Consider the following 23,274-nt stretch of genomic DNA (forward strand, 5'->3'; position numbering starts at 1 on the left):
GAGGTTGAAATATCTTAAATAAGACCTCATAATTCCTCATGTTGATTATTTGAGGTCTTTTGAGTTCCTTTTGTTTTCTTTGGAACTTCGTTGAACCTCCTCGAACCTCTTCGAATTTTACTATGAGATGGATGGTATGAATACAAGTTTTGCATTATTAGCCCGGTTTGAGAGTCCTATTGTTGAATTGAAGCATATTTGTGATGAGTTTTTCGGGATAACTCCCGGTACAGCTGAGCAGCAAGCAAAAGCATGTGATTTGCCTGTGCCTACCTTCAAATTGCGCGAATCTAAACGTTGTCCGACTATGGTTATGATTTCTGACCTAGCTGATTACATTGATAGTCAATATAAACAGGCTCGTGAAGAATGGGAGTCAGTCAATGTATAACCAACCCCCCATACACAGCATAAACATAGACTTTTCACACTCTGGTGAAGCTAAAGCATTGCTGAACGTTTTAGGTTCAGCAACACACCTTTCACCGCTTGAATTTCAAATGCGTGAGCGTGTAGTCAGGTCATTAATTGACTCTGTTCAACTGCTGGAAAGTCTGGAGGAATAAGGGGGCTTTCAATGGATGAAGTGAATTACACCTTACCTAAAGGGCATAACTCCGAATATCTGGTCCCTTATCACAAGCCTTGCCCGGACATGATCACCGGGCAAAGCCTGACAGAAGAACAACGCAACAGAAACCTGTTCCTGATTCAAAAGCTAAGAGAGAAACACGGATTAAAACATGCTGAGCGATAAAGATGTTGTATACATCGCGGGTGCTGCCCAGAATTCAGAGAAAACCAGACAGAACATAGCCGCCGTTGAGGGCGGTTTTTTTAGTGGTTTTATTCATCCAAGGGATGATCAGTGGATGCATGATGAACTGGCTAAAGTCCGGCATCATGAACAACTGCATCATTTACGCACTCGCAAATCCTCAGAAACCGGGCGCGCAGCGCAACGCGAAGCGTTGAAAGACATAGGCTTGTCAAAGGGCGCAAAAGTCCGACAAGAGGGATTAAGAAGCAAATTATCCCGGATTCAGCAACGTGTAAGCACTTTAAACCATGCTTTAAAACCGCTGTCAGTCCTTAGCAGCTCTGAGAGTTACTTCAGCCATGAAGGGCTGTATGAAAGCTATGAACAAAGCAATGATGACGGGAAATCAAGATTTTATCTGATGTCCCGCGAATGGTCAGGACAGTACAAAGGGCAACTGATTTATAAACCCCGTCCCTGTGATGCACCGGATGCAAATGATGGTGAGCGTTACACAGAAAAACTGACCTCTCGGGCTGTGCGGAAAATTTTTGAATCCGGGGCTTATGTGGCCGCTGTTCATGGTGGGTTCACAACATTTCTTACCCTCACCTTTGATGCAGAACAGAGAGCGCGGATCTTCAGTGGTGAAATCACATTAGGAAGCGAAGTTTCCCGGTTCTTGGATGGCCTGAAAAAAATGTACCAGCGGGGATTTCATGCTGAAGTCAAAGGCAAACAGGATAACGCCCTTCAGCACAATATTTCTCAATGCAGCGAGAGCCGCTTTGTTGAAGGCTCCGAAGAAGATTTTCATTACATGTGGGTCGCTGAATGTCCGGCAAATGAAGATGGTGAAGCTAACCCTCATGTACATTTACTGATGCGTTGGGGTGTTGAGCGCGATGTATTTGATTCATGGGCAAAACGGATTGAGAAAATCTGGGGTCATGGCATGGCAAATCTTCAGCGTATCAAATATCCGAAAGCGGCAGGTTCTTACATCATCAAGGCGGTTGGTTATGCCGCAAAAGGTAACAATGCCGAACAAGGGCTAATCAGGGGGAACCGTTACAACATAGCCCGGTGTTCTCGCGCTCCGGCTTGGGAAGTCCTTGCTTCCTTCGATGCTGCAAACATGGCTGGCATCATCAAAGAGTGTGGTTACAAACTCGAACAGTGGCGCGCACCTATTGAACGGGATATCAGGCGTAAACAAACAAAAAAGAAAGAAGCCATCAAAGCCGCTGGTATTGCTAAATCAGAAGGAAATTCACGTCAGATTGTCCGCCTTCAACGGCTGATCCAATCGCTGGAAACAGAATCAAGAGAACTAAAAACACAAATGAAGTCTCGGGGCGTATTCGCCCGGAGTGACAACAATTTTTCAATCACCTTCGAAGGTGAAAACGCCAAAGACCAGATAAACGATTTTCTTATATGGGCTGCCGGAGCGCGTGACTGGACAATGAATACACCAGACGCAGACCTGACTGATATCAAGCGTTCTGCAATAGAACGGTACGAGCCGCAATACCAACGATATTTGGAAAAGCGCGCAGACTGGAAAAGCTTGTTAGAACAAGCCTACCCGCCAACGCCGGATGATGACGAAATCAACCATGCTTTATCGACCTTTGAAAGGCAATTCCGACAATATCAATCAATCACCTGAAAGGAAATAAATGAGCAATCTTCAAACCGAAACAAACCGTTTACTCAATGAAATGGATACGGAATCCAAAGCTTATAAGCCGCCAATGGGATTTGGTTTCATTAAACCTTGGCTGATGAAAACCATCTGGTTATTCAAAGCCTTCAATCAACGATTAAACACATTGGAGGGGAAGATAAATCATGACTGATTCAACTGATATTTTAGGTTACGTCGTTTGCCGGACCTGCCAGCAACCCAAAGCGATCAAACAGGGCAAAGGCAAAAGAGCAGCGTTCGTGCATGGCCGGTGTGAGTGTGGCCCGGATACCCGAACAGGCAAAGCAGCACAGGCAGAAATGAAAACCTTTCAGCCGCTTGAAGTGGTACAGGCACAGATAGAGGCGATGAAGCAGCCAGAGCCGGAACCACAACCGGAATCTTTGCCCGTCCAGACGGAAAAGCAAACCGAATCTGAAACCAAACCGGAACCACAATCTAAACCAGTCACAACGGTGAAATGTGTCGGAATCGGGGCCGTTCTGGGGCTGGTCTGTGGTGGCATCATTAAAACAATCAAGGCGGTGGCGTAATGGAAAATCAAACAGAATATTCAGAAAACGAAGTACAACCAGAAGAAATTTTAGAAACCCATTCTGAAGCAGAAGAAAACGCATTGCTTCAGGAGCTTTCCGGGGAAGATTTTAATCCGGATACCGCTGTTCAGAAATCAGACCCGAAAAAAGAAGCGGCACTTGCTGCCGGGGAAGCAACCACAAAAGCCGTTCTGGGGGTGACAGAGCAGCTCATCAAACAATTTGCCCATAAGGATTTTACCTTTGATACCGCGCAGATTGACAACGTTGCCACCGCTGCCGCTCCCCTGTTCGTCAAGTACAACGGTGAGCTTCCGCCATGGCTGGCGGCTTACCGGGAAGAATTAACTTTCGTTGTTGCTGCCGGTGCGCTCGGTTTCTCTTCATTCACTCAAATCAAAGCCCTGAAAGCGATTGATCAAGCCAAAGATATCACCCCGGAGGAGCAAGAGCCGGAACCACATGGAGCGTAACCCCCATGCAGCCAATTAACCCGAATAACGCCCTGAAAAATGGTCATGTCTTTGCGGTTGGGATGAGCGGCAGCGGTAAGACTTCAGCGGCGAAAAAATTATTTATACAGGCGACAGATCAGGTCGCCATTTTTGACCCGATGGGCGATTACACCGGCCAGCTTGCCGGGCGAGTCGTCCGGGGCTATGAGAACATCAAAGACTTTGCAACGGCCCTGATAGCCGGGAGAAAGACCCGGCAGGGGTTCAAGATTGCTTATCAGCCAAAACACGAAACCAAACCAAAAGACTTTGATCAGTTCTGTCAGGTGGTTTGGGCGCTCGGTAACGGCAAGCACAAAAAGCCACTGAAAATCATCTGTGAAGAAGTAGCAGAGCACAGCGAAAACGCAGGAAAGGCGACCGGCTACCACGGCAAGATCTTACGCCTGGGCCGGAAGTTTAATCTTCATTCAATTAACTTATTTCAACGGGGTCAGGAGGTATCAAAAACAATCATTGATAACTGTCAGCGCGCTTGTGTGATGATGCAGAAAACCCGCGCCAGTGCAATTTATCTGGAAAAAATGACCGGGATATCAGCCCGTGATATCGATCAGTTAAACCCGCTTGAGTATCTCTTACAGGACGGCAAGCAATACAAAAAAGGCGTGATCAAATGGTAAAATGAGATCTAAGTCACATTTATTGTAAACCCGATTCTAAATCCGGTTAGGAATCGATTGTAAATCTGATGTTTAAGTAAAGGCCGCCTGATGTTGGGCGGCTTTTTAATTTGAGGAACACATGAAACTAACTGGAAAGAATATTGCTGTTGTCAGCCTGATTGCTGCCGGTGTTGCCGCCGTCGTTGTCTGGGCATCAAACAATGTTGATGCTGTTGAAGATGCGATCGGTTAAGGGAGTTGAATCAATGAATTCAGTCATGAAATTAAACTCATTTACGGGCGTTGGCTGGGGTGAAAAAGCTTCTTTGACCATTCCAACCGGCCCGGTCTATGAAGAGATTTTTCTGGAAACCAACCTGAAGCCGGAACAAATCCAGCGCGTCACGATCACACTGAACGGTGATGAAATTATCGTGCTTGACGGAAAACTGATGAAGGCACTCGAATCTTACAAAGGTATGCCCGCCTCAGATTTCTATCATATCCCGCTGGCCGATATTTCAGCCAAAACAAAGAACGGCATGAAATACACCTCTTTGGTGACTGAAGCCGGCGACAATATCATTTTAGATATTGATATCGCAGAAAAAACCGATGAAGACCCGGCCACGGTCTATCTGAAAGGTCATGCGACCGTTTCACCGGCGCAGGGCGTGCGTGTGGTTATCCCGCAAATCAAACGTCAGACGATGCAGGCCACAGCCACAGAAAACGAATTTCTTGATTTGGTTTCCGGGCCGCTGCTGCTGGTTCGCCGGATGCACTTCTTATCTGAAGAGGTGAACGGCCTCGAAATCTACCGGGATTATGTGAAAGTCTATGACACCACGCGGTCGGTCGATACGATGCGCGCCAAACGGAATAAACGTTTCTGGCAAGCAGGCATGTATCACTTTGATCCCATCATGCGCGGCTACTTTATTGATGAACTGTTTAAAACGGCCCATCTGAACGAACTGAAATTCACGGTCAAAACTAACAAGCCGGTTGGCTCGATTCCGATTGTGGTTGAGTCCGTCAAAATCGTTCGTCCTGACCTGCTCCGCTAAGGGGGACTGATGTCATTTTTAGATGATCTGGGTAACTTTGGCTCGGGTTTGCTTGATAGCGTTGGAGAGGGATTCGACAACCTTGTCGATGCAGCTACCCAACCCACACAGAGTGTGAATTCGAAGACAGCCCCGCAAACCATGCAGCAGGCGGATGATAACGGGAACGCAGTCACCGCCAGTCAGATTCAGCCCAAAACCGATAAAACGCTGTTATATGTCGGCGGTGGGGTTGGCGTGTTGGTTGTGCTGGGCCTGTTCGCTCTGGCGCTGAAAAAGTAAGGGGGAAACATGCCATTGATTTACTTAGCCCCGCTTGCTGCCGGGGCGCTCGGATTCGGGGCGGGCTTCTGGTCCGGCTCCGGTGTGACTAAATTGCTTAAGTTCGGTGCTATCGGGGGCGGCTGTTATCTCGCTTACCGTGCCGTGAAGGGGGCGCAATGATTCCTAGTATTGGCGGCGGGCTGACAAATAGTGGCTCTATGCCTATCAGTGCCGCCGGTGGAGCAGCCGGACCAAGTACGGCAAAAGGTCAAAATGATATTGGCGGGATTAAGAACGGCTCTATCAATTTTGGTGGTGGTTCTTCATCGTGGTTACCGTGGCTGGCGGTGGCAGCCGTTGCGATTGTATGGGTGGTCAAAAAATGAAATTCACACTCATCAGGCACGACAGGGCCGATATTCAGGCGCAGTTTTCTTTTTTACGACCCGCTTTTAACGGTGTTCCGGCGGCAAAATACGAATATCAGTTTTGCCGGGATGCAGTGATCAGCAAACAGGCCAGCTTTTATCAATTGAAAGGCCGTGGCGTTGCCGTCCGGTTCGTCGGCTTGGTAACTGACAGCAATGATTACCTGATTCTGGCCCTGACCGGGCGCGGATTAAAACAGGCTGTCCCGCATATTATCCGGGCGGTTCAGTCACAAGGGTATTCAAGTCTCAGATATCACACGGTCAGACCGGGGATGACCCGCATGTTACGGGCACTTGGTTTTCAACGTATCAGGCAAGAGCAGCCGGAAACAGTGATGTCTCTTGATTTGGGGGTGAAATAATGGGCGGCGGCGGACATTCAACAAGTACAAATACAACAACAAACACAAATACCAGCGGAACCAGCGCGATCAGTGGCGATAATCTGGGGGTTGTGGTCAGCGGTGCCAATAACAGCACCATTAACGCCACTATGACCGATCAGGGCGCAATCAAAGCGGCGGCTGATATTGCATCAAAAGCAATTGAAGGTAATGCATCAGCGGTCTCTGATGCCCTGAATTCAAATAACAAGACCACGAAAGAAGCGTTTGATTTCGGTAACAGCTCGCTTGAATTCGGTAAAGACGCACTGAAGACAAGTCAAAAGGCCATGAAAGAATCGCTGGGGTTTGGTCGCGATGCACTGGCAGCCACACAAGCCACAACAAAAGCGGCGCTTCAGTCGAATGAAAGCACGCTTAAACGGGCTTTATCTACAGCTCAGGAATCATTTTCCAGTGCGCTGGACTTCGGCACGGCTTCAGCCAAACGGCAGACCGAAACCGCAAAAGAAGCGATGCAGTCACTGCGTAAAAATAATGAAGACACAATTAGCGCCGTTCGTTCGATGGCGAGCCAGTCAAATCAGACCGCAAAATCGGCGTTAACACTGGCGGACAGTGCTTCACAGCGCAGTCAAACAGGCAGCTCATCAGACATGATGAAAGTGACCGTTGCGGTTGCTGTCGTGCTTGGGGTGGCAATGATTGCCGTGATGAGGAAGTAACATGATTATCGAAGCGAATGCAAAAAAACAGATTTCCGTCGGTGGCCGTGGCCGTTATCTGATTGTCAGGGCCTCTTCCGCCCCGGTTTATGTCTCTACCGATACATTGCGCCCTCAGCGTCTTCAGACCGGAGACCGGATCAATGTAGAACAGTTTAATGAATTGTTTGTTGAACATCATCAGGCCGGTGAGGTGACATTCGATTATCAGATCTCTGATTTAGAGCATAAACCCGCCGCCACTGACGATATTGTGATTAGAAAAATCATTGAGCCAATTCAGTTTGAAGCTCACGTCAAAGTGGATGACGGGCTGAAGGTGAAAACCATCTTACCGGCTCAGATGAGCACGTTTGATGACATCACCATTCAACCGGGGGAAAGCGTCCGGCTCACCAGTGGCGGATTTCGTCAGGTCACGATTCAGGTGATCAGTGATGCAATGACAAAAGTAAGAATTGGTGACAAGAGCACGGCTGCAAACCGGGGATTGCTGGCAATGGGGAGTCAGTCCGCGATTGGTAGCTTGAGCATTGATTTCAGTGGTGAGGTGTATGGATATAACGCCAGTGAGACCACCGCAAAACTAACCGTTATGGGGGTCAAATGAGGATTAGTAACCCGGTAGACCTGTCTTCAGAATTTGCGGCGCTGGCTGCAAAGCTCACGACAGCTCAGACCGAAATTCAGAGTAGCCAGAGCACACTATCAGAGAGTGTGACTGAAAAGCTTGAAGCAGTGAAAACAGATGTAACTGACTCTCTGAGTTCTGCCAGTGAGCAAACATCGACTGCACTCACACAGACCAGAACGGCAATTGAATCAGCGATTAAATCAACCACAACGGCAGTTACCACCACAGAAACGGCGGTGATTGACGTCTGTAAAAATGCAAGAGCAACCATACTGACAGCCATTAACAACCACAGTGTGATTCGGCGTATTTATCAAATCACCACGAAGACGGGCCCAACCATCACAATTCCTTCGGTCAATCCGGCGAAAACGTTTGTGAACGTGAATGCTGAAGACTCTGCCGGGTATGCAGAACTCACGTCAGCAACAACACTGAAGCTGAACCGGATTGGCTCAGCCAATAAATGGATGAGAGTACAGGTGATTGAATATGTATAGCGTACAACTGAATGAAAACAATATTGTTGTGGGAATAATGTCATTTCCACCGCAAGACAAAAATCAAATTGCTGTACCTGAATTTGACGATAGTTTACTCGGTCTTCAATACGTGAACGGCCAGTTCGTTGACCCGGAGCCAGTCAGCAATGAATAAATGGGTGTTATTCAGTGCTGCAATTGCGTCGGTTGCTGGTATGGGTTATGTCATATACCGGGCCGCTACCGGCAGCACTGCGACATCAGGAGCAGGAGAAAATACAGTGAAATCAAGTCAACCACGCGGAGTGAGAAACAACAATCCGCTGAATATCCGGGACAACGGAACAGACTGGCAGGGAATGTGCGAAATCAATACAGATCCGTCTTTTGTTCAATTTGAATCAGCGGAATACGGGTTCAGAGCCGGGGCGCGCATTTTGCGCACCTACTACCGGAGCGGATACAAAACACTCTCACAAATGATCAGCCGGTGGGCGCCGGTCAGTGAGAACGACACAGCAACATATATCCGGAACGTGAGCAACTGGACCGGCATCGGACCTCATCAAACCGTTGATGTCTATGACAGAAACACACTTTCAAATGTATTGCTGGCAATGAGTCGGCAGGAATCCGGCCAGTATTATGATATTGGCACTGCCAGGGATGGGGTGATGCTGGCATGAGTATTACAACTAAATTTTATCTACAGAAAATAGCGCTATCGGTCGCAGGGGCAATCGTTGCCGCTTATACAATTAAAGGTCTTAAAAAGAGTGGATTATTATGAGTGATTTTTTAAAAGACAAATTCAATATCGATTTAAACCAGCCTTCCACCCAAAAAGGGATCGCTTTAGTCGGTGCCGGGGCTGCTTTGGCGTTCGGTCATCCGGACTTATTAACGGCCAGTGTGACAGATACCGGGATTCAGTACGGTGGGATTGTCGGGACGGTGGTTCCGGTGCTGATTGGTTTGTTTGAGACTTTACGGGATGAGTTTAAATAATGGCAGAGTATCAGACTTTAATTGTTGCCGCTGTCAGTGCGTTGTTTAGTGGGGTTGGCGTGGGGGTAACACTGAGAACAGATGTTAAGTGGCTTCGGCTGATGATGGAGAAAATGGATGTACGGGTCACTAACTTAGAGCAAAAAAAATAATTTATGTAAATCCCCTTGATGATATCTCGTTGAGGGGATTTTTATAATTAAATAATCAGTAATGATTATATTTAATTGAATGAATATCTCATATGATGAAATTTGTATTTTCCTTCCTTTTTCTTCTCTACTCACAACCGTAGTATTTAAGCATAAATTTAAATTATTCATCTTCAGTTAGTTAGGTAAATTATAATGTCAGGTAAAGGTCCTCTACCTTATGGAGTAAACGGCTCTCGCTATAGTGCTATTGACCATGCAGCAATTGAAAAAAGAGAACAAAAAAAGTTAGAACTGATCCAGCAAAGAATACAAGCGAGCAATAATACATTAAAGAGGATAGAAAAAAGTAAAGAAAAAGAAGCTGGCGATCAAAAAGACTGGCGTCCTGTTTCTGGATCATTCCCTCGCTTAGTGTTTGAAACAAAGAATAAAATGGACACTTTCTATAACCCTGATAATCCAAAATCTTCATGTCCTGAAGATATGAGGTATGGTGAAGAATCAAGAGATACTATTGAGTCTTATGGGTTTTGGTTACCGTTCAGAAACAAGACCAGATATTCTCCGACGCGAGGTTATGATATTCTTGTAGAGGATCAATTTACTTTACCTGCACAAGAGCATTTCAAACGGATGAGAGACCTAGGTGAGGGCATTATCAGCTTTTCTATGTTAGGAAATGCAAAAAATTTATTTTCTAAAATGGTAGACAAGTTTGAGGAAAATAAAGGTGGCTATTATATGCATCCATTATTAGATGACGCAATGAAAGAACATAAAACAACCACTATCTTCCATTCTGCTCTGAAAAAATGTTTAGGGGAAAACATTAAAGATGGTGAGCTAAGTCAAGATATTGTAAATATATCTAGTAGTTATATGAGAACTTCTGGGAAAGGGGCTGTTCTTCCACAATTTAAAACAAAATCCCTAGACATTATTAAAGGAACAGTTATTACTGTTCATGGAATATGGGCAATGAAAGTATATGCAGATAAAATGGAATATAAAGGAAATCAAATTAGAGGGGTATTTAAATATGAAATTCAAGATCATTTTGGTTTGGATTCCGCTGATGTAGACCATAAACATATAAATATCAATAGCCTTCCTTTTGAGCGATTAGAAGGGTTTAGATCATGGTACATATTGCAGCACTATAAAAAATACGGTTATAAACCATTTATAACAAAAATAGGATTTAAACTATGAAACCAATCATAGTCAATACACTGCTTCTATGTCCTCCTGTCTGGTTTATATATATATGGTGTATTTCTTTTTTTAATATAGATATTAATATGGATTTTATGCCAGAGTTAATTTGGGTATTACTGTTTTTTTTAGGTACACCATCAATGTGGATAACTGGCTCTATATACACTTTCTATAAAAAATCATGGTATTGGTTCGGAGTATATATGTTTCTTGGAGGAATTCCTGTGGCAACTTATTTTATTTTATCTTTTATTCATGCTTACCTTTAATGAAAATAAAGCTCTTGTAATCGAGAGCTTTATTATTAAGTGATAAAAGGTAAATGTCATACAATTGATGTGTTTTATAGAACTGATAATTTTTTATCATGCAGTCTGTGGGGGAATAATTGAGTATAAACCTGCCACAGAATATTTAAGTTTCTATGTCCGGTCACTTGTGCGACTTCTTCAATAGAATAACCTTTTTCAAATAGCTGGCTTGCGCCTTCTCTCCTTAAATCATGATATCGAAGGTCTTCTATTCCTAGTTTATTTCTGACCCGCTGAAATCCAGCGGTAACGCTTTTCGGATTATAGGGAAATATTCGATCACTTTGTTTGGGTTGTCTGATCGCAATATCATATGATTCACCTAACAATGGCACTATCATATGATTGCCTTCTTTCTTCCTTGGATCTTTCCTGTCTCTGACAAGTATTGTCTTATGCTTTTTATTCAGATCGTCCCAAGTGATTTTGCAAACCTCACCGATACGCATACAGGTGAGAATACTAAAATCTAATATATCTATATAAGGGATGCGGATCTGGCCATTGGGTCGGTATGATTGCCGCGTTTCCAGTTCTTCCCGGAGTCTTTCCAATTCATTTGTTGTCGGGCGGCGTGTGCGTTTTTGGCTCTTTCCTACCAGCTTCATATCAATCAGTATGGGAACTGCTTCTTCAAATACGGGGTAGTTTGCTGTGATGTCAAAGACAGGCTTTGCAAGTTTCATCACTGAGCGAAGGTAAGCAACATCATGATAAATTGTCACAGGCTTTGCTCCTGCTGCTTTGCGGTTTTTACAATGTTGTATCAAATCGCTGCTTTTGAGTTTGTTACTGTCAACTTTTGCGAGATCGCAATCTCTAAGCATCTGAATAACATATCGCTTTGTTCGTCCGGTGTTTCTCCACAGATCATTGTCGTTCATGAACATGTCTATTAGTTCACCAAGGGGGACTGACTTATTTTTAATGAGTCCCCCTTCTTCTAGTTCGTTTACTCGTTTTATGCCAAATGTTTTTGCCAGAGCTTTTTTCTTAAACGTTTTTGATTCACGGTGTACAATTTTAGAATCCTTTTTTACGATAATTGTAGTTTTGAATCTGAGGTCACCATTTGTTAAGGTCCGGGTTTCAATACTGTAACTAGCCATTTTATCCTACTTCTGAAGGGGTACTGTGGGGGGTACTATACATCTAAGTTGCAGGACTTTGAAGGAGTTTGAAGGGGTATTTTATATGGTTAATTTTTGGGTTATTTATGTCATATGTATTAAAATCAAATAGTTATCTAGTATGTCGCTTTTCCATTGCACCCATGCTTGACTGGACAGATCGTCACTGCCGTTACTTCCATCGCCTGCTGTCTTCTCAGACCCTGCTGTATACCGAAATGGTGACAACCGGTGCGATCATTCATGGCCGGGGCGATTTTCTGAAGTATAACGAAGAAGAGCATCCGGTGGCGTTGCAGCTGGGTGGTTCCAATCCGGCAGATCTGGCGGTGTGTGCAAAGCAGGCGCAGGAACGGGGTTATGATGAGGTGAACCTGAATGTGGGTTGCCCGTCTGACCGGGTGCAGAATGGCCGCTTTGGTGCCTGCCTGATGGGGGAACCGCAGCTGGTGGCGGAGTGCGTGGCAGCGATGCAGGCTGAAGTAGATATTCCGGTGACGGTCAAAACCCGGATTGGGATTGATGATCAGGACTCTTACGAATTTCTGAGTGATTTTATTACTATCGTGGCAGAGCAAGGAGGCTGTGAACAGTTTACTATTCATGCCCGCAAAGCCTGGCTGAGTGGTTTAAGCCCGAAGGAAAACCGCGAAATTCCGCCACTGGATTACCCGCGGGCGTATCAGATTAAGCAGGATTTTCCTCATCTGAATATTGCGGTTAATGGTGGTGTCAAAACGCTGGCCGAAGTCAACGCGCATTTAGAGCATCTGGATGGCGTGATGGTGGGCCGCGAAGCGTATCAGAATCCTTACCTGCTGGCTGAAGTCGACCAACAAATTTTCGGCCTGGATACACCGGTGAAAAAGCGCTCTGAAGTGGTTGAAGCCATGTATCCTTATATCGAAGCACAACTGACAAAAGGCGCGTATCTGGGGCATATTTCCCGTCATATGATTGGTTTATTCCAGAATATGCCGGGTGCACGCCAGTGGCGGCGGTATATCAGTGAAAATGCGCATAAACCTGGTGCCGGGATTGAAGTATTGCAAACGGCCCTGAAGAAAATTCCCGCTGAGTTAGATGTGTGAGATTGACTAAGATTCAGTGAAATTGACCATGCTTTGTGAATTTCATGATGATGCTATTTTTAATACGTTGCTTTCTTTTAGTAAATATACGGCAAAAACAAGGCATTAAGTGATTGTTGCTGTTCTGGCTTGTTTTCTGCAAGTCTGCTTTTTGTAAAGCTTTGGTATTATCGTAAAACATCCGGTGAAGCCGGGATCGCCGACAGACTTTTCTGAACCAGACTGAGTTGATGTTCTGTTGGATGATCGAAGGAGAAAATACATGATGTATGAGTTATTAATGTTACTGATTTTTGTCGGAACGCTGGCCGTCATGGGCGTCACAATTGTGTCTGTGGGAGTGGCTATCGGGCTGACTGTTGTCATGATGTTGTTCTTCGGTGTGCTGGGAATGCTGTTGAAATGGCTGCCGGTTTTGATTGTGATTGCAATTGTCTACTACTTCGTGAAAAAGCGATAACGCTGCGCCTCCCTGGCCTGAAATATTTGTGACCCTGGCCGGTTAAATCACAAGAATTTATCCGGTACAGCACTCAGAGATATTCAGGTTCATCTCATTTTCTGACATGTTACATTTTTTTAACCTTATGAAATAACAATGTTTTTTGTTAGTTATTGAATATACGTATGAGACATATCGTTATTTCGATTGGTTATTTCTCTTCTCTCCGATACGCTTTTATTCAGGAAAGTCAGCTTTCTGGCTGACTTTATTCGCTATGCTCATGGATGAGTAGACAGACGTTTTCAGGATATTTCTATCTTTCCTCCCGGAAACCCCCGTCCTTTCTTTCGTGACTGTGTCTATCCACACAGAGCTGGCAAACATAATAAAACGATACTTGCACACACAACGAATCTGAATGGAGAGTTAACATGAAAAAAAAGTTAACGTCACTTTCACTCGCATTGATGGCGATGGGAGCACTATCTTCGGCGCAGGCCGCAACCACTTTTGTTTATTGTTCTGAAGGCAGCCCGGAAGGGTTTAACCCGACGTTTTATACGTCAGGCACAACCTTTGATGCGTCGTCCAAAGCCATGTTCAACCGTCTGGTCGAATTTAAGCTGGGGACGACAGAGCTGGAACCGGGGCTGGCAGAAAGTTATGACATTTCTGCTGATGGTAAAGAATATACATTCCACCTGCGTAAGGGCGTGAAATTCCAGTCGAATAAAACTTTCAAACCGACCCGTGATTTTAATGCGGACGATGTAGTTTTCTCATTCAAGCGTCAGCTGGACAAAAATCATCCTTACCATAAAGTCTCCGGTGGCTCTTATGAATACTTCACCGGCATGGGCATGGATTCTTTAATCAAAGATATCGTTAAGGTCGATGATTACACAGTTAAATTTGTCCTGAACCAGCCGGAAGCGCCGTTTCTTGCGGATTTGGGGATGGATTTCGCATCAATCTTCTCCGCAGAGCAAGCGGATTATCTGATGAAGAAAGGCACACCGGAACAGCTGGATATTAACCCGGTTGGTACGGGGCCGTTTACCAAAGTTCAGTATCAGAAAGACTCTCTGATTCGTTATGTTGCTTTTAAAGATTACTGGCGCGGTAAGTCCAAAATTGACCGTCTGGTGTTCTCGATTACGCCGGATGCATCGGTACGTTATGCCAAACTGAAAGCGGGTGAATGTGACATGATCCCTTATCCGAATCCGGCTGATCTTGACCAGATGAAGAAAGACAAGAATATTAAAGTGCTTTCTCAGGAAGGGCTGAACGTGGGGTATCTTGGCTTTAATACGCAGAAAAAACCATTCACAGATTACCGTGTTCGTCAGGCGCTGAGCCTTGCGACCAATAAACAGGCGATTATCGATGCCGTCTTCCAGGGGGCAGGTAAAATCGCGAAGAATCCAATCCCGCCAACCATGTGGTCTTACACCAATGATGTGCAGGATTACCCATACGATCCGGTTAAAGCCAAACAACTGCTGAAAGAAGCCGGTTATCCGGACGGCTTTAAGACCAACATCTGGGCGATGCCGGTTTCCCGTCCTTATAACCCGAATGCCCGCCGGATGGCGGAAGTGATTCAGGAAGACTGGAAGAAAGTTGGCGTCGACGCCAATATTGTTTCTTACGAATGGGGTGAATATCTGGCCCGGACCAAAAAAGGTGAACACGATACCTTCCTGATGGGCTGGACCGGAGACAACGGTGATCCGGATAACTTCCTGTATGTGTTGCTCAGCTGTGATGCGGTGGGTGGTTCAAACCGTTCTCAGTGGTGTAATAAAAATTTCGATGATCTGCTGATTAAAGCAAGAAGAACATCAGATAAAGCAGAGCGGACGAAGCTGTACAAACAGGCTCAGGTTCTGTTTAAAGAGAAAGCACCGTGGATTACGGTCGCACACTCTGTTGTTTATGAGCCAATCCGCAAAGAAGTGAAAGGCTACAAAATCGATCCGCTTGGTGGTCATTACTTCTATCAGGTCAGCCTGGAAAAATAATATTTCCGGCGTTTGATGTGAACCAGCGCTCCGGTGTCAGGAAGCAGAGACCGGAGCGCTGCGCGATAGCAGTGGGCTGTTTCGCAGAACTATTTCGCAAAACTATTTCTCAGAACTATCTCACAGAACTATCGCGCTCAATTATGATTATCAGAGAGCTTGTCTTTTTATGTTTCAGTTTATTTTTCGTCGGTTGAGTCTGGTCGTGCCAACCTTTATCGGGATCACGCTGCTGACGTTTACTTTAATCCGCCTGATTCCGGGAGATCCCATCGAAGTGATGGCCGGGGAACGCGGTGTATCTGCTGAGCGCCACGCAGAACTGAGTGCTCAGTATGGCTTTGACCAGCCCTTATATATTCAGTACTTCCGCTATGTGGAAGGTATTATGCACGGTGATTTAGGGCATTCACTTGTCACCAAAGAGCCGGTGCTGAGAGAATTTTTAAATCTGTTTCCTGCAACGGTTGAGCTGGCTTTTTGCGCTGCAATCTTTGCTATTTTAGTCGGGCTCCCCGCCGGGATATTTGCTGCGGTGAAGCGGGGCACGATACTGGACCACTCCGTCATGACGGTATCATTGACGGGATACTCAATGCCGATTTTCTGGTGGGCATTGCTGCTCATGCTGGTGTTCTCCGTCACTTTAGGCTGGACACCGGTTTCCGGGCGTATCGATGTCAGTTACTGGATCGATGATGTGACCGGATTTATGTTGATTGATTCATTCCTCTCCGGAGAAGAAGGCGCCTTTACTTCCGCGGTGTCGCATTTGATTCTGCCCGGTATTGTGCTTGGTACGATTCCAATGGCCGTGATTGCCCGGATGACCCGCTCCTCGATGTTAGAAGTGCTCAGTGAAGATTATATCCGGACCGCGCGTTCCAAAGGGATTGCGCCGTGGCGGGTGATTGTGATTCATGCACTGCGTAATGCACTGATTCCGGTGATTACTGTGATCGGGTTGCAGGTGGGAATTCTGCTGTCAGGTGCGATTCTGACGGAAACTGTCTTTGCCTGGCCGGGCATTGGGAAGTGGCTGATCGAGTCGATTAGTCGCCGCGATTATCCGGTCGTTCAGGGCGGTATTCTGATTGTGGCAACCATGATCATTATCGTGAATCTGCTGGTGGACATTGCTTACGGCATTGTGAACCCGCGTATCCGGCATAGTCGTTAAGGAGAAGGTGATGAGTACTGATTCAACTCAGGTGAACGGCGCTGCACCGGCACCAAGAACACCATTGCAGGAATTTTGGTTTTATTTCAGCAGTAACCGCGGCGCTTTGGCCGGGTTCTGCTTTATTGTGTTCATTTGTCTGCTGGCTATTTTTGCTGATGTGGTGGCGCCACATTCTCCGTCTGCACAGATGCGTGATGCATTACTGTTGCCACCGGCGTGGCTGCATGGTGGCAACTGGTCTTATGTTCTGGGTACAGATGATGTCGGCCGGGATATTCTTTCCCGTCTGATTCACGGCACCCGGTTATCCATTTCAGTTGGTGTGGTTGCCGTGACCGCTTCTTTAATGATCGGAATTTTAATGGGGCTGGTGGCCGGTTATTTCAAAGGCATGATTGATACCGCAATTATGCGGATCGTCGATATCATGCTGGCGATGCCAAGCCTGTTACTGGCGATTGCGATTGTGGCCGTGCTTGGTCCGAGTATCGTCAATGCGGCACTGGCGATTTCCGTTGTTTCCCTGCCGCACTATGTCCGGCTGACCCGGGCTGCAACCCTGGCTGAAATGTCGCGCGATTATGTGACTTCTTCACGGGTGCTGGGTGCCAGTTCGATGCGGCTGATGTTCATTTGTATTCTGCCGAACTGTTTAGCACCGCTGATTGTTCAGGCCACATTAGGTTTCTCTTCTGCGATTCTGGATATGGCAGCTCTGGGCTTCCTTGGTTTAGGTGCACAACCGCCGACTCCTGAATGGGGCAGCATGCTGGCGGATGCACTTCAGTTTGTGCAACGGGCATGGTGGGTCGTGACCTTCCCGGGACTGATGATTTTAATCACGGTTCTGGCGTTTAACCTGATGGGTGATGGTTTGCGTGATGCGCTTGATCCTAAGTTGAAGCAGTAGGGAGGCATCATGGCATTACTGAAATTAGAAAACCTTTCCGTCTCGTTCGGAAATTTCCGGGCGGTAGACAATATCAGTTATCAGGTCGAAGAAGGCGAAGTGCTGGGGATTGTCGGTGAATCCGGCTCCGGAAAAAGTGTCAGTTCTCTGTCTGTGATGGGGCTGATTGATTATCCGGGTAAAGTCTCGGCGGATCAGCTGACCTTTGATGGTCAGGATCTGTTATCGATGTCTGAAAAGCGTCGCCGTCAACTGACTGGTGATGACATCGCGATGATTTTCCAGGATCCGATGACCAGTCTGAATCCTTGTTTTACAGTTGGTTATCAGATTATCGAAGCGCTGAAAACTCATCAGGGCGGCACGAAAAAAGCGTTGCGCCAGCGGGCGATTGAGTTATTGACGATGGTCGGGATTCCGGCACCGGAATCCCGGTTGAAAGCTTATCCGCATCAGCTTTCCGGCGGGATGAGTCAGCGGGTGATGATCGCGATGGCGATTGCCTGTAATCCGCGCTTGCTGATTGCCGATGAACCAACGACGGCGCTGGATGTGACGATTCAGGCACAGATTATTGATCTGCTGGTTGAGTTGCAGCGGGAAAAACAGATGGGGCTGGTGCTGATCACGCATGATCTGGCGCTGGTTGCGGAAGTTGCGCACCGGGTGATTGTGATGTATGCCGGTCAGATTGTTGAATCCGGCCCGGCTGCGGAAGTGTTTTCTGCACCGAAGCATCCGTACACTCAGGCTTTACTGGCATCGTTACCTGAATCTGCTTCAGGCAAAACCCGGCTGGATGCATTATCCGGCGTGGTTCCCGGTCAGTATGACCGGCCAAAAGGTTGTTTGCTGAGCCCGCGTTGTCCGTATGCGACTGAGCGGTGCCGTCAGGAAGCACCACCAACACTTGGGCCTGTTGAACTTCAGGTGAAATGTCATACGCCACTGAACTCTGAAGGGAGGCCGACAGCATGAGTCAGAATTCTGTGATCTTAAAAGCTGCGAACCTGAAGCAACATTATCATGTGAAGCAGGGCATGCTGAAACCGGATGCCGTGGTGAAAGCCGTGGATGGCATCAGCTTTGAACTGGCGCACGGTAAAACACTGGCGGTGGTGGGTGAATCTGGTTGCGGAAAATCCACTTTAGGCCGGATGCTCACCATGATTGAAACGCCGACCGAAGGCAGCCTTGCGTTCAATGGGGAAGAGCTGCTGGCGTTGTCGAAGTCAGACCATAAGGCGCTGCGCCAGAAAATTCAGATTATTTTCCAGAATCCGTATGGGTCGCTGAATCCGCGTAAGAAAATCGGGGCAATTTTAGAAGAGCCGCTGGTGATTAATACGCAGATGAGCAAAGAAGAGCGCAAAGCGAAAGCGATTGAAATGATGGAAAAAGTCGGCCTGAAACGGGAACATTATGATCGTTATCCGCATATGTTTTCCGGTGGTCAGCGCCAGCGTATCGCTATCGCCCGCGGACTGATGCTGGACCCGCAGATCATCGTAGCCGATGAACCTGTTTCAGCACTGGATGTTTCAGTCCAGGCGCAGGTGTTGAACCTGATGATGGATCTGCAACAGGAATTTGGCCTGAGCTATGTGTTTATTTCCCATGACTTATCGGTTGTTGAACACATTGCCGATGATGTGATGGTGATGTATCTGGGGAAAGTGGTTGAACAGGGCACCTGTCAGCAGCTGTTTGAAAACCCGCGTCATCCCTATACACAGGCACTGCTGTCCAGTACGCCGCAACTGGCACCGGATAAACGTCGCCAACGGATTAAGCTGCAGGGTGAATTACCTTCTCCGCTGAATCCGCCTTCGGGGTGCGCTTTTCATGGGCGCTGCCAGTATGCCAATGATCGCTGCCGGCAGGAGACGCCTAAACTGCGTTCAGATGCTCAAGCGCATTTGACGGCTTGTCATGCCGTTGAAGAAAACCGGATCACGCTCAGTTGATCTTCTGGCACAGGTGACAAATTATTTTGTCACCTGTGAATAGCAGGGAGCAGATTCAGAGAGGTTACCCGCACTTTTGCTTCGCTGATAAAGCATCAGTCAATCAGAGCCATTATGATGGGTTCGCTGAATAGGTTGATACTCAGACACCTGAATTTCCAGATTGTTTGGGTATCTCTGATCCCGTAACCGGAGGAACTGGTGCGTATGTTCCGGATCAACTGTTTGAACAAGGATGTGAAAACTATGCGGCGCTGGATAGCGGTTAGTATCTGTATTCTTTTTTCTCTGTCCGGCATCTGCGGGCAAATTACACCGGATCCCGGAGCTGGTGGGGTTCAGTTAAAAATTGCCATGGATGCTGAGCTGGTGTCTCTTGACCCGCATGAGCAGCTTTCTGAAAGTGCATTACAATACTCTCATATGGTGTTTGACCCGCTGGTTCGCTGGCGACAGGATGGTTCTTTTGAACCTCGTCTTGCAACCAGCTGGCAATGGTTAAATGCGACGACATTGCGGGTGTTTTTACGTCACGGGGTTTTTTTTCATACCGGACACCCCTTCCGGGCGGATGATGTGGCATTTACAATCCGCCGTTTACAACAATCGACCGATTTTAAAGCGTTGTTTCGTGATATCAGTGCAGTGACCGTGACTGACCCGTACACGATTGATATTCATACCCTGCATCCTTCTCCGTTACTGCTGCATGTTCTGACTTATGTATTCACCATTGATAAGCGCTTTTATCAGGGAAAAGACGAGATTGTGAAGTTCGGGCGCTCTTTCGCGTCTGTGCATGCTTCCGGCACCGGGCCTTATCAGCTGGTGGAGCGGGTCCGGGGAGAAAAAATGGTGTTTGTCCGCAATCCGGATTACTGGGATAAACACTCACCCGGTAATGTACAACGCATCGAAATTATTCCGGTAACTTCGGATGCAACCCGTCTGGCTGCCCTTTTAACCGGAGATGTGGATGTCATGACGCCCGTTGCATCGGTGGATGTGGCGAGGGTCAGGCAATTGCCGGAAATCAAATTAATCAGCTTACCCGGCACCAGGATTATCATGCTGCAACTGAATCAGCAGCGCCGGGCTGAGTTACGTGATATCCGGGTGCGCAAAGCGATTAGTCTGGCTATTAACCAGCGACTGATCGTGAAAAAGATTCTGCGCGGACTGGGGCAGCCAGCCGGGCAGCTCAGTGCTGCGCAGTTTGCCGGACATCTTGATGATTTGGTGCCAGAATATGATTTACAGCAGGCCCGGCAACTGATGAAACAGGCCGGGTATGCACAGGGATTTCGCCTGTCACTGATGGCACCGAATAACCGCTATATGAATGATGAGCAAATCGCTCAGGCTGTGGTTGCCATGCTGAAGAAAATTAATATTCAGGCTGATCTGAAAACACTGCCTAAAGCACAGTATTTTCAGCTCTACGATCAGCAGGCTGCCGATATCATGATGGTCGGCTGGCAGTCAGATACGCTGGATGCAAATAATATTTACGAATTTATGGTGGCCTGCCGGAACGGGCGCACGGGTTTGGGCACCTATAATGTTTCTGGTTACTGTAACCCGGAGGCAGACAGACAGATTCAGGCGGCGGGGAAAGAAATGGATCGCGAAAAACGGACGCTGATTCTGCAAAGTATTGAACAGATGGTAGAAAAAGATGTACCGGTGGTGCCTTTGCACTGGCAGCGAATTTTATGGGCGGTCAGAAAAGGTGTCAAACTTGAGGAGGTGCTGAATGTTCAGAACTATCCTTATCTGGGGGATTTAGTGGTTGACCCTCAGGGTCACTCCGGTCAGGTATCAGGTGGTGTAACGAAATAATGCTGAGATTTATTTTCAGACGGCTGATTCAGGCTTGTGGTGTGTTATTAACGATTACGCTTGTCAGCTTTCTTGTTCAGGGGCAACTGGGCGATCCTGTCCGGCAGATGCTCGGCAATAATGTCAGCCTTGAAACACGGGCTGAATTAAAAGCGGAGCTGGGACTTGACCAGCCTCTGTTCACACAATACCGGCATTTTTTATCCAGAGCAGTTCAGGGTGATCTGGGGACTTCATATTATTATAAAGAACCGACGCTTAACGTTATTTTCAGTAAGTTACCGGCGACGGTAGAATTATCTGTCTGCGCTTTAATTCTGGTCGCTTTGATTGCGACGCCATTCGGTGTCATCGCGGCCATTCGCCCGCGTCATCCCTTTGCCCGGATGATTATGTTTTTCAGTACGCTGGGTCTATCCATTCCGATATTTATCTTCGGTATTGTGCTGGTGTGGTTTTTTTCCGTTGAACTACGCTGGTTACCCAGTTTTGGCCGCGGGGATACAGTAGAGCTGTTCGGGTTCTGGCAATCCGGCATGATGACGACGGATGGGCTGAAGCATCTGATCTTACCGGCAGTTTCGATTGCTTTTGTTCTGATCCCCATGTTCATCCGGCTGATTTGTGCAGAAATGATTGATGTGCTGCACAGTGACTATATCCGCTTTGCCCGCTCGAAGGGGCTTTCTTCTGTCCGGATTTATTTTATTCACGCACTGAAAAACACGATGCTGCCTGTGATTACCATTGGCGGGATTCAGACAGGGACACTGGTTGCGTATACTATTGTAACGGAGACTATTTTCCAGTGGCCGGGCATGGGCCGCTTGTTCATGGAGGCGATTACCCGGGTCGATACGCCATTGATTGCGGCTTATCTGGTGGTTGTCGGGTGTGGTTTTGTCCTGCTCAATACCCTCGTTGATTTAATTTATGGCTTGGTGAATCCACGGGTTCGCATTCCGGGCTATGGAGTCTGATGATGATTGACTTTCACCCCACAGGTCAAAGACGGTTTCAGCATCTGCTGATCGCATTGCGCGGCGATAAGCTGACATTGTTGGCGCTGGCAATTTTTATCTTCTATACGCTGATTGCGTTGCTGGCACCTTTACTGGCGCCTTACGATACCGCCGGCAATGACTTTATGGATTTGATGAATGCAGAAATCCCGCCTTACTGGGTGAGCGGGGATGCCCGTTTCTGGCTGGGAACGGACACGCAGGGGCGGGATCTGATTACTGTGATTTTGTATGGGACCCGGCTTTCCCTGACAATTGGTGTTTGTGCCGTCCTGATACAGATGATCGCTGGTATTACGATTGGACTGATTTCCGGTTATATCGGTGGCAGGCTGGATAGTTTTTTGATGCGTTGTGCGGATATTCAGTTGTCATTTTCAACCATGATGGTCGCGATTATTGTGCTGGCCTTGTTCCAGGCTGCGTTTGGCAGTGCGGCTTATCAGCAGCTGGCCATGCTGATGCTGATTTTAGTGATTGGTCTTGCTGAATGGCCGGTCTTTGCCCGGACGGTCCGGGCAAGCGTCTTAGCGGAGAAAGAGAAAGAATATGTTGATGCGGCCAGAGTGCTTGGTGTCAGCCAGATCCGGATTATGTTCCGGCACATTCTGCCGAACAGTTTGTCTTCGGTGCTGGTGATTCTGACAATTCAGATTGCGAATGCGATTGTTGCTGAAGCTGCGTTGTCCTTTCTCGGCTTAGGAATGCCGCCGACTCAGCCGTCATTAGGTGCGCTGATCTCCTCCGGAGTGAGTTATCTGTTTGCCGGTGCCTGGTGGATATGCTTTTTCCCCAGTATTGCACTGATTGTGTTGATCTTTGTAATGAATTTGCTGGGTGACTGGTTCAGGATTCATATGAATCCCCGGCTGGAGAGGTATTAAT

The 23,274-nt window shown here is 47.1% G+C and carries 31 protein-coding genes; 30 read left to right on the forward strand and 1 reads right to left on the reverse strand.

Annotation, left to right across the window (positions count from 1 at the left end; all coding sequences use genetic code 11):
- Positions 1-136 precede the first annotated feature (136 nt).
- From OC443_RS02255 to OC443_RS02350, 20 genes are all read left to right on the forward strand, one after another.
- Complete coding sequence (locus OC443_RS02255) at positions 137-391, forward strand: pyocin activator PrtN family protein (RefSeq protein WP_073580011.1); 255 nt, start codon at positions 137-139, stop codon at positions 389-391.
- A 186-nt stretch (positions 392-577) separates the two neighbouring features.
- Positions 578-757, forward strand: a complete 180-nt coding sequence (locus tag OC443_RS02260; RefSeq protein WP_143169216.1) for a hypothetical protein — start codon at positions 578-580, stop codon at positions 755-757.
- Positions 744-2,435 carry a rolling circle replication-associated protein gene (locus OC443_RS02265; protein WP_073580013.1) on the forward strand — a complete coding sequence of 564 codons (1,692 nt, stop codon included), beginning with the start codon at positions 744-746 and terminating at the stop codon, positions 2,433-2,435. Before OC443_RS02260 ends, OC443_RS02265 begins: the two co-directional genes overlap by 14 nt.
- A gap of 10 nt (positions 2,436-2,445) precedes the next feature.
- Complete coding sequence (locus OC443_RS02270; RefSeq protein WP_073580014.1) at positions 2,446-2,625, forward strand: hypothetical protein; 180 nt, start codon at positions 2,446-2,448, stop codon at positions 2,623-2,625.
- Positions 2,618-3,007 (forward strand): hypothetical protein, encoded by a 390-nt coding sequence (locus OC443_RS02275; RefSeq protein ID WP_073580015.1) that lies wholly within the window; start codon positions 2,618-2,620, stop codon positions 3,005-3,007. Before OC443_RS02270 ends, OC443_RS02275 begins: the two co-directional genes overlap by 8 nt.
- Positions 3,007-3,483, forward strand: a complete 477-nt coding sequence (locus tag OC443_RS02280) for a hypothetical protein (RefSeq protein WP_073580016.1) — start codon at positions 3,007-3,009, stop codon at positions 3,481-3,483. Before OC443_RS02275 ends, OC443_RS02280 begins: the two co-directional genes overlap by 1 nt.
- A gap of 5 nt (positions 3,484-3,488) precedes the next feature.
- On the forward strand, positions 3,489-4,148 hold the full coding sequence (locus tag OC443_RS02285; RefSeq protein ID WP_073580017.1) for a type IV secretory system conjugative DNA transfer family protein: 660 nt from the start codon (positions 3,489-3,491) through the stop codon (positions 4,146-4,148).
- Positions 4,149-4,396: 248 nt separating this feature from the next.
- Positions 4,397-5,200 carry a major capsid protein P2 gene (locus OC443_RS02290; protein ID WP_073580018.1) on the forward strand — a complete coding sequence of 268 codons (804 nt, stop codon included), beginning with the start codon at positions 4,397-4,399 and terminating at the stop codon, positions 5,198-5,200.
- Positions 5,201-5,209: 9 nt separating this feature from the next.
- The gene (locus tag OC443_RS02295; protein WP_073580019.1) at positions 5,210-5,482 is read left to right on the forward strand and encodes a hypothetical protein; all 273 of its coding nucleotides are present in this window, start codon (positions 5,210-5,212) and stop codon (positions 5,480-5,482) included.
- A 9-nt stretch (positions 5,483-5,491) separates the two neighbouring features.
- Positions 5,492-5,644: a hypothetical protein gene (locus OC443_RS02300; protein WP_200796885.1), complete on the forward strand. Its 153-nt coding sequence runs from the start codon at positions 5,492-5,494 to the stop codon at positions 5,642-5,644.
- Positions 5,641-5,850: a hypothetical protein gene (locus OC443_RS02305; protein WP_073580020.1), complete on the forward strand. Its 210-nt coding sequence runs from the start codon at positions 5,641-5,643 to the stop codon at positions 5,848-5,850. The genes OC443_RS02300 and OC443_RS02305 overlap by 4 nt, the downstream gene beginning before the upstream one ends.
- On the forward strand, positions 5,847-6,257 hold the full coding sequence (locus tag OC443_RS02310; RefSeq protein ID WP_073580021.1) for a hypothetical protein: 411 nt from the start codon (positions 5,847-5,849) through the stop codon (positions 6,255-6,257). The genes OC443_RS02305 and OC443_RS02310 overlap by 4 nt, the downstream gene beginning before the upstream one ends.
- The gene (locus tag OC443_RS02315; RefSeq protein ID WP_073580022.1) at positions 6,257-6,964 is read left to right on the forward strand and encodes a hypothetical protein; all 708 of its coding nucleotides are present in this window, start codon (positions 6,257-6,259) and stop codon (positions 6,962-6,964) included. The genes OC443_RS02310 and OC443_RS02315 overlap by 1 nt, the downstream gene beginning before the upstream one ends.
- 1 nt (position 6,965) lies before the next feature.
- Complete coding sequence (locus tag OC443_RS02320) at positions 6,966-7,574, forward strand: YdcH family protein (RefSeq protein WP_073580023.1); 609 nt, start codon at positions 6,966-6,968, stop codon at positions 7,572-7,574.
- Positions 7,571-8,098, forward strand: coding sequence for a hypothetical protein (locus OC443_RS02325; protein ID WP_073580024.1), 528 nt, complete (start codon positions 7,571-7,573; stop codon positions 8,096-8,098). The genes OC443_RS02320 and OC443_RS02325 overlap by 4 nt, the downstream gene beginning before the upstream one ends.
- Entirely contained in the window at positions 8,091-8,255 is a 165-nt protein-coding gene (locus OC443_RS02330; protein ID WP_159440306.1) for a hypothetical protein, read from the forward strand. The genes OC443_RS02325 and OC443_RS02330 overlap by 8 nt, the downstream gene beginning before the upstream one ends.
- Positions 8,248-8,766, forward strand: a complete 519-nt coding sequence (locus OC443_RS02335; protein WP_234976326.1) for a virion protein — start codon at positions 8,248-8,250, stop codon at positions 8,764-8,766. Before OC443_RS02330 ends, OC443_RS02335 begins: the two co-directional genes overlap by 8 nt.
- A 100-nt stretch (positions 8,767-8,866) precedes the next feature.
- On the forward strand, positions 8,867-9,088 hold the full coding sequence (locus OC443_RS02340; protein WP_073580025.1) for a hypothetical protein: 222 nt from the start codon (positions 8,867-8,869) through the stop codon (positions 9,086-9,088).
- Positions 9,088-9,240, forward strand: coding sequence for a hypothetical protein (locus tag OC443_RS02345; protein ID WP_200796886.1), 153 nt, complete (start codon positions 9,088-9,090; stop codon positions 9,238-9,240). The genes OC443_RS02340 and OC443_RS02345 overlap by 1 nt, the downstream gene beginning before the upstream one ends.
- A 195-nt stretch (positions 9,241-9,435) precedes the next feature.
- Positions 9,436-10,455, forward strand: coding sequence for a DUF3289 family protein (locus OC443_RS02350; protein WP_143169217.1), 1,020 nt, complete (start codon positions 9,436-9,438; stop codon positions 10,453-10,455).
- A gap of 349 nt (positions 10,456-10,804) precedes the next feature.
- Here OC443_RS02350 and OC443_RS02355 read toward each other — a convergent pair whose 3' ends face one another.
- The gene (locus OC443_RS02355; protein WP_073580027.1) at positions 10,805-11,881 is read right to left on the reverse strand and encodes a site-specific integrase; all 1,077 of its coding nucleotides are present in this window, start codon (positions 11,879-11,881) and stop codon (positions 10,805-10,807) included.
- A gap of 107 nt (positions 11,882-11,988) precedes the next feature.
- Here OC443_RS02355 and dusA point away from each other — a divergent pair, with 107 nt between their 5' ends.
- From dusA to OC443_RS02405, 10 genes are all read left to right on the forward strand, one after another.
- Complete coding sequence (gene dusA / locus OC443_RS02360; protein ID WP_073580028.1) at positions 11,989-12,993, forward strand: tRNA dihydrouridine(20/20a) synthase DusA; 1,005 nt, start codon at positions 11,989-11,991, stop codon at positions 12,991-12,993.
- A 262-nt stretch (positions 12,994-13,255) separates the two neighbouring features.
- Complete coding sequence (locus OC443_RS02365; RefSeq protein WP_083601522.1) at positions 13,256-13,453, forward strand: envelope stress response protein PspG; 198 nt, start codon at positions 13,256-13,258, stop codon at positions 13,451-13,453.
- A gap of 416 nt (positions 13,454-13,869) precedes the next feature.
- A complete protein-coding gene (locus OC443_RS02370; protein WP_073580029.1) occupies positions 13,870-15,465 on the forward strand; it encodes an ABC transporter substrate-binding protein in 1,596 nt (531 codons plus the stop codon).
- Between the two features lie 169 nt (positions 15,466-15,634).
- The gene (locus OC443_RS02375; protein ID WP_073580030.1) at positions 15,635-16,645 is read left to right on the forward strand and encodes an ABC transporter permease subunit; all 1,011 of its coding nucleotides are present in this window, start codon (positions 15,635-15,637) and stop codon (positions 16,643-16,645) included.
- Between the two features lie 10 nt (positions 16,646-16,655).
- Positions 16,656-17,558, forward strand: coding sequence for a dipeptide ABC transporter permease DppC (gene dppC, locus OC443_RS02380; RefSeq protein ID WP_073580031.1), 903 nt, complete (start codon positions 16,656-16,658; stop codon positions 17,556-17,558).
- Between the two features lie 9 nt (positions 17,559-17,567).
- The gene (dppD, locus tag OC443_RS02385) at positions 17,568-18,536 is read left to right on the forward strand and encodes a dipeptide ABC transporter ATP-binding protein (protein WP_073580032.1); all 969 of its coding nucleotides are present in this window, start codon (positions 17,568-17,570) and stop codon (positions 18,534-18,536) included.
- The gene (locus OC443_RS02390; RefSeq protein ID WP_073580033.1) at positions 18,533-19,525 is read left to right on the forward strand and encodes a peptide ABC transporter ATP-binding protein; all 993 of its coding nucleotides are present in this window, start codon (positions 18,533-18,535) and stop codon (positions 19,523-19,525) included. The genes dppD and OC443_RS02390 overlap by 4 nt, the downstream gene beginning before the upstream one ends.
- Positions 19,526-19,771: 246 nt before the next feature.
- Positions 19,772-21,367, forward strand: a complete 1,596-nt coding sequence (locus tag OC443_RS02395) for an ABC transporter substrate-binding protein (RefSeq protein ID WP_073580056.1) — start codon at positions 19,772-19,774, stop codon at positions 21,365-21,367.
- Complete coding sequence (locus OC443_RS02400) at positions 21,367-22,347, forward strand: ABC transporter permease (RefSeq protein ID WP_073580034.1); 981 nt, start codon at positions 21,367-21,369, stop codon at positions 22,345-22,347. The genes OC443_RS02395 and OC443_RS02400 overlap by 1 nt, the downstream gene beginning before the upstream one ends.
- Positions 22,347-23,273 (forward strand): ABC transporter permease, encoded by a 927-nt coding sequence (locus OC443_RS02405; RefSeq protein WP_073580035.1) that lies wholly within the window; start codon positions 22,347-22,349, stop codon positions 23,271-23,273. The genes OC443_RS02400 and OC443_RS02405 overlap by 1 nt, the downstream gene beginning before the upstream one ends.
- The last annotated feature ends 1 nt before the right edge of the window (position 23,274 follow it).

It is taken from the genome of Vibrio quintilis, assembly GCF_024529975.1.
Taxonomy (GTDB): Bacteria; Pseudomonadota; Gammaproteobacteria; order Enterobacterales; family Vibrionaceae; genus Vibrio; species Vibrio quintilis.

Bases quoted from the DNA above. Each gene is read 5' to 3' on its own strand.
- OC443_RS02295 (WP_073580019.1), top strand. From the start codon at position 5,210: ATGTCATTTTTAGATGATCTGGGTAACTTTGGCTCGGGTTTGCTTGAT.
- OC443_RS02400 (WP_073580034.1), top strand. From the start codon at position 21,367: ATGCTGAGATTTATTTTCAGACGGCTGATTCAGGCTTGTGGTGTGTTA.
- OC443_RS02395 (WP_073580056.1), top strand. From the start codon at position 19,772: ATGCGGCGCTGGATAGCGGTTAGTATCTGTATTCTTTTTTCTCTGTCC.
- OC443_RS02370 (WP_073580029.1), top strand. From the start codon at position 13,870: ATGAAAAAAAAGTTAACGTCACTTTCACTCGCATTGATGGCGATGGGA.
- OC443_RS02300 (WP_200796885.1), top strand. From the start codon at position 5,492: ATGCCATTGATTTACTTAGCCCCGCTTGCTGCCGGGGCGCTCGGATTC.
- OC443_RS02265 (WP_073580013.1), top strand. From the start codon at position 744: ATGCTGAGCGATAAAGATGTTGTATACATCGCGGGTGCTGCCCAGAAT.
- OC443_RS02375 (WP_073580030.1), top strand. From the start codon at position 15,635: ATGTTTCAGTTTATTTTTCGTCGGTTGAGTCTGGTCGTGCCAACCTTT.
- OC443_RS02310 (WP_073580021.1), top strand. From the start codon at position 5,847: ATGAAATTCACACTCATCAGGCACGACAGGGCCGATATTCAGGCGCAG.
- OC443_RS02275 (WP_073580015.1), top strand. From the start codon at position 2,618: ATGACTGATTCAACTGATATTTTAGGTTACGTCGTTTGCCGGACCTGC.
- dusA (WP_073580028.1), top strand. From the start codon at position 11,989: ATGTCATATGTATTAAAATCAAATAGTTATCTAGTATGTCGCTTTTCC.
- OC443_RS02335 (WP_234976326.1), top strand. From the start codon at position 8,248: ATGAATAAATGGGTGTTATTCAGTGCTGCAATTGCGTCGGTTGCTGGT.
- OC443_RS02390 (WP_073580033.1), top strand. From the start codon at position 18,533: ATGAGTCAGAATTCTGTGATCTTAAAAGCTGCGAACCTGAAGCAACAT.
- dppC (WP_073580031.1), top strand. From the start codon at position 16,656: ATGAGTACTGATTCAACTCAGGTGAACGGCGCTGCACCGGCACCAAGA.
- OC443_RS02315 (WP_073580022.1), top strand. From the start codon at position 6,257: ATGGGCGGCGGCGGACATTCAACAAGTACAAATACAACAACAAACACA.
- OC443_RS02350 (WP_143169217.1), top strand. From the start codon at position 9,436: ATGTCAGGTAAAGGTCCTCTACCTTATGGAGTAAACGGCTCTCGCTAT.
- OC443_RS02305 (WP_073580020.1), top strand. From the start codon at position 5,641: ATGATTCCTAGTATTGGCGGCGGGCTGACAAATAGTGGCTCTATGCCT.
- OC443_RS02340 (WP_073580025.1), top strand. From the start codon at position 8,867: ATGAGTGATTTTTTAAAAGACAAATTCAATATCGATTTAAACCAGCCT.
- OC443_RS02290 (WP_073580018.1), top strand. From the start codon at position 4,397: ATGAATTCAGTCATGAAATTAAACTCATTTACGGGCGTTGGCTGGGGT.
- OC443_RS02365 (WP_083601522.1), top strand. From the start codon at position 13,256: ATGATGTATGAGTTATTAATGTTACTGATTTTTGTCGGAACGCTGGCC.
- OC443_RS02280 (WP_073580016.1), top strand. From the start codon at position 3,007: ATGGAAAATCAAACAGAATATTCAGAAAACGAAGTACAACCAGAAGAA.
- OC443_RS02355 (WP_073580027.1), bottom strand. From the start codon at position 11,881: ATGGCTAGTTACAGTATTGAAACCCGGACCTTAACAAATGGTGACCTC.
- OC443_RS02405 (WP_073580035.1), top strand. From the start codon at position 22,347: ATGATGATTGACTTTCACCCCACAGGTCAAAGACGGTTTCAGCATCTG.
- OC443_RS02320 (WP_073580023.1), top strand. From the start codon at position 6,966: ATGATTATCGAAGCGAATGCAAAAAAACAGATTTCCGTCGGTGGCCGT.
- OC443_RS02345 (WP_200796886.1), top strand. From the start codon at position 9,088: ATGGCAGAGTATCAGACTTTAATTGTTGCCGCTGTCAGTGCGTTGTTT.
- OC443_RS02325 (WP_073580024.1), top strand. From the start codon at position 7,571: ATGAGGATTAGTAACCCGGTAGACCTGTCTTCAGAATTTGCGGCGCTG.
- OC443_RS02260 (WP_143169216.1), top strand. From the start codon at position 578: ATGGATGAAGTGAATTACACCTTACCTAAAGGGCATAACTCCGAATAT.
- OC443_RS02255 (WP_073580011.1), top strand. From the start codon at position 137: ATGAATACAAGTTTTGCATTATTAGCCCGGTTTGAGAGTCCTATTGTT.
- OC443_RS02270 (WP_073580014.1), top strand. From the start codon at position 2,446: ATGAGCAATCTTCAAACCGAAACAAACCGTTTACTCAATGAAATGGAT.
- dppD (WP_073580032.1), top strand. From the start codon at position 17,568: ATGGCATTACTGAAATTAGAAAACCTTTCCGTCTCGTTCGGAAATTTC.
- OC443_RS02285 (WP_073580017.1), top strand. From the start codon at position 3,489: ATGCAGCCAATTAACCCGAATAACGCCCTGAAAAATGGTCATGTCTTT.
- OC443_RS02330 (WP_159440306.1), top strand. From the start codon at position 8,091: ATGTATAGCGTACAACTGAATGAAAACAATATTGTTGTGGGAATAATG.